This window comes from Pseudomonas sp. 1D4 (assembly GCF_001728925.1).
Taxonomy (GTDB): domain Bacteria; phylum Pseudomonadota; class Gammaproteobacteria; order Pseudomonadales; family Pseudomonadaceae; genus Metapseudomonas; species Metapseudomonas otitidis.
Window position 1 is genome coordinate 1 of record NZ_LXJQ01000099.1, and the last position, 5953, is coordinate 5953.

The window sequence follows — 5953 nt, forward strand, 5'->3', positions numbered from 1 at the left end:
GGTGACCGGCAACGCGCGGGTGCCGGGGTCGGCCGCCACCTCCACCGCCACCAGGTTGAGGTCGGCCACCGCCACGTCGCTCCAGGCGTTGGCCAGGCCGTCGAGCCGGCGCTCCTGGGGGCCGCCCAGGTGCTCCAGCACCGTGAGGCGACTGGCGCCGAAGCCGCCCTCGGCCAGCAGCGCGGCCAGGGCCGCCGGGGTGCTGCCATCGTTGCTCAGCACCAGCAGCCGCGCGCCGGGGTGCAGGTGGCCGTTGAGCACCGCCAGGGGCCGCGCCACGGTGGACAGCAGCGTCACCTCCTGCAGCGGCCAGCCCAGCCGTGCCGCCGCCAGGGCTGCGGACGAAGGCGCCGACAGCACCTGCATCTCCTCGGCCGGCACCTGCCGCGCCAGGCTGGCGCCCACGCCGAACAGCATCGGATCGCCACTGGCCAGCACGCACAGGGCCGTGCCCCGCCGCGCCAGCACCGGCTCCAGGGAGAAGGGGCTCGGCCAGGGCGTGCGCACGGCACGGATGCAGCGCGGCAGCAGCGCCAACTGACGCGGCGCCCCCACCACTTCAGAGGCCCCCAGCAGCGCATGACGCGCCGCCTTGCCGAGGCCCGCGTAGCCGTCCTCACCGATACCCACCACCGTCAGCCAGGGCTGCATGGAAACTCCCGTCTCTAGCGAGGTGTCAGCCGCTTGCCGTTCCGACAGGCAGCCTTTTCCTCATGTCGCGCAAAGCGGGCATAATAGCGCCCTTCATTGGTTGCCGGCGCCCCACAAGGCGCTGGCCAGTGCCCATCCGGACACTGAGGGAACACGGTCGCACCGTGGCTGCCCCCGCAACTGTAAGCAGCGAGTCCACGCACCCTGGCCACTGAGCAACGCTCGGGAAGGCCGCGGAGGATGACGACCTGCCAGCCAGGAGACCTGCCGGTGAAACCAGTCGCGTGTGAACGCATCGAGCGGGGTGTATCGATGCAAACGTGTCCCTGGGCTAGGGATATTCCGGTCGCCGCGACGCCAACCAGGGTGACCCGTTGAAACAGGCCGAATCCGCCGCCACCGTCCGCCCCTCGGCCTGCCCGGGGTTGCTGCGCATCGTGCAATCCGGCGATGGCGGCATCTGCCGCATCAAGCTGCCCTGCGGCCGCCTCCAGGCCCGCCAGGCTCGCGCCGTGGCCGCTGCCGCGCAGCAGTACGCCAGCGGCGTGATCGAGGTCACCAACCGCGCCAACCTGCAGATCCGCGGGGTTCGGATCGGTGCCGAAGCGGCGCTGATCGACGCGCTGCTGGCCGCCGACCTGGGCGCCCCCTCGCCGGGTGCCGACGACGTGCGCAACCTGATGGTCAGCCCGCTGCTGGGCCTGGTGCCCGGCCACGAGACGACCGCCGCCCTGGCCGACCGCCTGCTGGCCCTGCTGCAGGACACCCCGCGCTTCCACGCCCTGTCGCCCAAGTTCGCCCTGCTGCTGGACGGCGGCGAAGCCCTGGCCATGCTGGAGCACCCCCACGACCTCTGGTTCTGCGCCCTCGGGCCGCAGGCCGACGCCCTCTTCGCCTTCGGCCTGGCCGGGTGCCCGCCGCAACAGGCGCACGACGCCCCCGCCCTGGGCGCCGTGCCCGCCGCCCAGGTACCGGCCCTGGTGGAGGCGCTGCTGCACCTGTTCCTCGACCGCGCCCGCCCCGAGCAGACGCGCATGCGCCACCTGCTGGCCGACCTCGGCCCCGCCGCCCTGCTGGCAGAGCTGGAAGCCCGCCTCGGCGCGCCCCTGCATGCCGTGCCGGACTGGCGCCGCGACAGCGCCGGCGCCCTCGGTCACCTGGGCGCCGTGGCTGGCCGCCATGCCGGCGCCGCCGCCCCCCTCGGCCGGCTCGACGCGGCGCAACTGATGGCCCTGGCCGACCTGGCGGACCAGCAGAGCGACAGCCACCTGCGCCTCACCCCCTGGCAATCGGTGCTGCTGCCGGCCCCCCGCGACCTCGACGGCACCCTCACCGCCCTCGCCGCCCTGGGCCTGGTCACCGACCCCGACGCGCCCCTGGCCCGGCTCATCGCCTGCACCGGCTCCAGCGGCTGCCCACGCAGCCTGGCCGACACCAAGGCCGACGCCCTGGCCCTGGCGCCGCACCTGCCGCCCCGGGTGCAGTTGCACCTGACCGGCTGCCCGCGCTCCTGCGCCGCCGCCCACGTCGCGCCCTTCACCCTGCTGGCCCGCGAACCGGGCCGCTACGACCTCTACCAGCGCGCCCGCAGCGGCTTCGGCCTGCTGCTGGCGAGCGACCTCGACCTCGAACAGGCCAGCGCCCGACTGGCCGCCACTCCTGACAGTTGGAGCTCCACCGAATGATCGATTACATCCGCGATGGTCAGGAGATCTATCGCCATTCCTTCTCCATCATCCGCGCCGAGGCGGACCTCAGCGCCATCCCGCCGGACCTGGAGAAGCTCGCCGTGCGCGTCATCCACGCCTGCGGCATGGTCGACGTGGTGCAGGACCTGGCCTTCTCCCCCGGCGCAGGTGCCGCCGGCCGCGCTGCCCTGGCCGCTGGCGCGCCGATCCTCTGCGATGCGCGCATGGTGGCCGAAGGCATCACCCGCGCCCGCCTGCCGGCCAACAACCCGGTCATCTGCACCCTCAACGACCCCGGCGTGCCGGAGCTGGCCCGCGAACGGGGCAATACCCGCTCGGCAGTGGCCCTGGAGCACTGGCGCGCGCACCTGGAAGGCAGCGTGGTGGTGATCGGCAACGCCCCCACCGCGCTGTTCTACCTGCTGGAAATGCTCGACGCCGGCGCCCCGAAACCGGCGCTGATCCTCGGCTTCCCGGTGGGCTTCGTCGGCGCGGCCGAGTCCAAGGACCTGCTCGCCGCCGACAACCGCGGCGTGCCCTACGTGGTGGTGCGCGGCCGTCGCGGCGGCAGCGCCATGGCCGCCGCCGCCGTCAACGCCCTGGCCACGGAGGTGGAGTGATGAGTGGCAAGGGACGGCTGATCGGCCTCGGCGTAGGCCCGGGCGATCCGGAACTCATCACGCTCAAGGCCCTGCGCCTGCTGCAATCGGCCCAGGTGGTGGGCTACTTCGTCGCCAAGGCCAAGGCCAATCGCGGCGAGGGTGGCAACGCCTTCGGCATCATCGAGCAGCACCTGGCGGACACCCAGGTGCGCATGCCGCTGGTGTACCCGGTGACCACCGAGAAGCTGGAGCCGCCGCTGTCCTATGAAACGGTGATCAGCGACTTCTACGACACCGCCGCCCAGCAGGTGGTCGAGCACCTCGACGCCGGCCGCGACGTAGCGGTGATCTGCGAAGGCGACCCGTTCTTCTACGGCTCCTACATGTACCTGCACGACCGCCTGGCCGACCGCTACGAAGTGGAAGTGGTGCCCGGCGTCTGCTCCATGCTCGGCAGCGCCGCCGTGCTCGGCCTGCCGCTGGTGTACCGCAACCAGAGCCTCTCGGTGCTCTCCGGGGTGCTCCCCGAGGCTGAACTCAAGGCCCGCCTGGCCACCGCCGAAGCCGCCGTGGTGATGAAGCTCGGGCGCAACTTCGACAAGGTGCGCCGCGTGCTGGGCGAGCTGGGCCTGGCCGACCGCGCCCATTACGTCGAGCGCGCCACCATGGCCAACCAGCGCATCGTGGCGCTGGACGAGGTCGACCCGATGGCCTCGCCGTACTTCTCGATGATCCTGGTCCCCGGCCAGAAATGGAGGGGCTGATGAACGCCCCCGCCATCGTCCTCCTCGGCAACGGCGGCCTGGCCGTCGCCCGCCGCCTCCAGGCGCTTTATCCACAGGCCCGGGTGCTTGGCCTCGCCGGCCGCGTCGACGGTGCCGACGAGCGCTACAGCGAGTTCGGCGAGACCCTGCGCGAGCTGTACCGCAACGACACCCCGATCATCGCCCTGTGCGCCGCCGGCATCGTCATCCGCACCCTCGCGCCGCTGCTCGCCCACAAGGGCGCCGAACCGCCGGTGCTGGCCCTGGCCGAAGACGGCAGCGCCGTGGTGCCGCTGCTCGGCGGCCTGGGCGGGGTCAACAGCCTGGCCCGCGAGATCGCCGCCTGGCTGGACGTGGCCCCGGCCATCACCACCAGTGGCGAACTGCGCTTCGGCACCTGCCTGCTGGACCCGCCGGAAGGCTACGCCCTGGCCGACCTGGAACAGGGCAAGCGCTTCGTCGCCGACCTGCTCGGCGGCCAGACGCTGCACGTGGCCGGCGAGGCGCCCTGGCTGGAAGCCGTCGCCCTGCCCCGCGACAGCGCCGCCAAGCTGACCCTGCACATCACCCCCGAACAACGCCCTGCCGCCCGCGACGAACTGCTGATCCACCCCCGCGTGCTGGTGCTGCGCGTGGAGGGCGAGGCCTCGGCCGAAACCATCCGCCAGGCCCTCGCCACGGCCGGCCTGGCCCCCCAGGCCCTGGCCTGCCTGGTGGCCGACCCGGCGCGCATGAGCGACGCCGGGCTGACCGCCACGGCCGCCGAACTGGGCGTGCCACTGCGCTTCGCCAGCGATGACACCGACCTGCCCGCGCCGGCTGCCCACCTCGGCGCACTGCGGCTGTACCGCGCCGACGCGCCCCTGGACCCGACCGGCATCGGCCAGGCCCGAGGCCGGCTGACGGTGATCGGCCTCGGCCCCGGCGACCCGGCCTTCATGACCCCCGCCACCCGCCAAGCCCTCGACGAAGCCCAGGACCTGCTGGGCTACGAAACCTACATCCGCATGGCCGGCCCGCTGCGCGCCGACCAGGTGGCCCACTGCACCGACAACCGCGAAGAGCTGCAACGCGCCCGCCACGCCTTCGAGTTGGCCGCCAGCGGGCGCCGGGTGGTGGTGGTGTCGTCCGGTGATCCGGGCGTGTTCGCCATGGCCGCCGCCGTGCTGGAAGCCCTCGACGAATCCCGCGACCCGGCCTGGCAGCAGGTGGACCTGCAGATCCAGCCGGGCGTCTCCGCCGCCCTGGCCACCGCCGCCAAGGCCGGCGCGCCGCTCGGCCACGACTTCTGCCTGATCTCGCTGTCGGACAACCTCAAGCCCTGGGACGTGATCGAGCGGCGCCTCGACCACGCCGGCGCCGCCGACTTCGCCATGGCCTTCTACAACCCCATCTCCAAGGCCCGCCCCTGGCAACTGGCCCGCGCCCTGGAGATCGTCCGCCAGCACCGCACGCCCGAGACCCTGGTGGTGCTCGGCCGCGACATCGGCCGCCCGGCAGAGAAGCTCACCGTGACGACCCTCGGCGACCTCACCCCCGACCAGGTGGACATGCGCACCCTGGTGATCATCGGCTCCTCCCTAACCCGCCGCATCCCCCGCCCCGACGGCCACGAATGGGTCTACACCCCGCGCTGGTATCGCTGAGCCTCGTCCTTCGGGATAACCCCAGTTCCCGGGCTGAAGCCCGGGCTACGACGGTGGATCGGTGCTCACCGGATGGCATCGCGGGCGGGGCGTAGATTGATGCGGTTCGCATAGCTCACCGCATCCTACGGACTCACACCGTGCGGGCGCCGAGACGGTGGATCGATGAAGCGCGATCCACCCTACGGGGCAACGGCGGCGCGGGCTCGCGTAGGGAGGATGACGCTCTTTTCATCCACCAACTCCCGGCACCCAGGCATGGGAGATCGATGCTCACCGGATGGCGCCGAGGCACCCGTAGGATGGGCTGAGCTGTGCGAAGCCCATCATCGCGGGCGGGTGTGGATCGATGCGGTTCGCATAGCTCACCGCATCCTACGGACTCACACCGTGCGGTCGCCGACACGGTGGATCGATGAAGCGCGATCCACCCGGCCGGGCAACGGACTCACCGGATGGCGCCGGGGCATTCGTAGGATGGGCTGAGCTGTGCGAAGCCCATCATCGCGGGCGGGTGTGGATCGATGCGGTTCGCCAAGCTCACCGCATCCTACGGACTCACACCGTGCGGGCGCCGAGACGGTGGATCGATGAAGCGCGAT

Annotated in this window: 5 protein-coding genes and 1 riboswitch; of the genes, 4 read left to right on the forward strand and 1 reads right to left on the reverse strand. The window is 72.2% G+C overall.

The annotated features are described in order from the left end of the window. On the reverse strand, positions 1–651 hold a 651-nt coding region (cbiE, locus tag A7D27_RS26485), incomplete at its 3' end, for a precorrin-6y C5,15-methyltransferase (decarboxylating) subunit CbiE (RefSeq protein ID WP_069566631.1). Between the two features lie 80 nt (positions 652–731). Further along, positions 732–938, forward strand: a riboswitch (cobalamin riboswitch). An 87-nt stretch (positions 939–1025) separates the two neighbouring features. Between cbiE and cobG the strand changes: the two genes are divergently transcribed. The 4 genes from cobG to cobJ are packed head-to-tail and all read left to right on the forward strand — an operon-like array spanning position 1026 to position 5351. Continuing rightward, positions 1026–2336 carry a precorrin-3B synthase gene (gene cobG, locus A7D27_RS26490; RefSeq protein WP_069566632.1) on the forward strand — a complete coding sequence of 437 codons (1311 nt, stop codon included), beginning with the start codon at positions 1026–1028 and terminating at the stop codon, positions 2334–2336. Next, positions 2333–2959 carry a precorrin-8X methylmutase gene (locus A7D27_RS26495; RefSeq protein ID WP_069566633.1) on the forward strand — a complete coding sequence of 209 codons (627 nt, stop codon included), beginning with the start codon at positions 2333–2335 and terminating at the stop codon, positions 2957–2959. Before cobG ends, A7D27_RS26495 begins: the two co-directional genes overlap by 4 nt. Next, positions 2959–3705 carry a precorrin-2 C(20)-methyltransferase gene (locus A7D27_RS26500; protein ID WP_069566634.1) on the forward strand — a complete coding sequence of 249 codons (747 nt, stop codon included), beginning with the start codon at positions 2959–2961 and terminating at the stop codon, positions 3703–3705. The genes A7D27_RS26495 and A7D27_RS26500 overlap by 1 nt, the downstream gene beginning before the upstream one ends. Beyond that, positions 3705–5351 carry a precorrin-3B C(17)-methyltransferase gene (gene cobJ / locus A7D27_RS26505; RefSeq protein WP_069566635.1) on the forward strand — a complete coding sequence of 549 codons (1647 nt, stop codon included), beginning with the start codon at positions 3705–3707 and terminating at the stop codon, positions 5349–5351. Before A7D27_RS26500 ends, cobJ begins: the two co-directional genes overlap by 1 nt. Positions 5352–5953: the final 602 nt, after the last annotated feature.

What these genes read in the sequence shown, in the direction of transcription:
- A7D27_RS26495 (WP_069566633.1), top strand. Translation starts at nt 2,333, where the DNA reads ATGATCGATTACATCCGCGATGGTCAGGAGATCTATCGCCATTCCTTC.
- A7D27_RS26500 (WP_069566634.1), top strand. Translation starts at nt 2,959, where the DNA reads ATGAGTGGCAAGGGACGGCTGATCGGCCTCGGCGTAGGCCCGGGCGAT.
- cobJ (WP_069566635.1), top strand. Translation starts at nt 3,705, where the DNA reads ATGAACGCCCCCGCCATCGTCCTCCTCGGCAACGGCGGCCTGGCCGTC.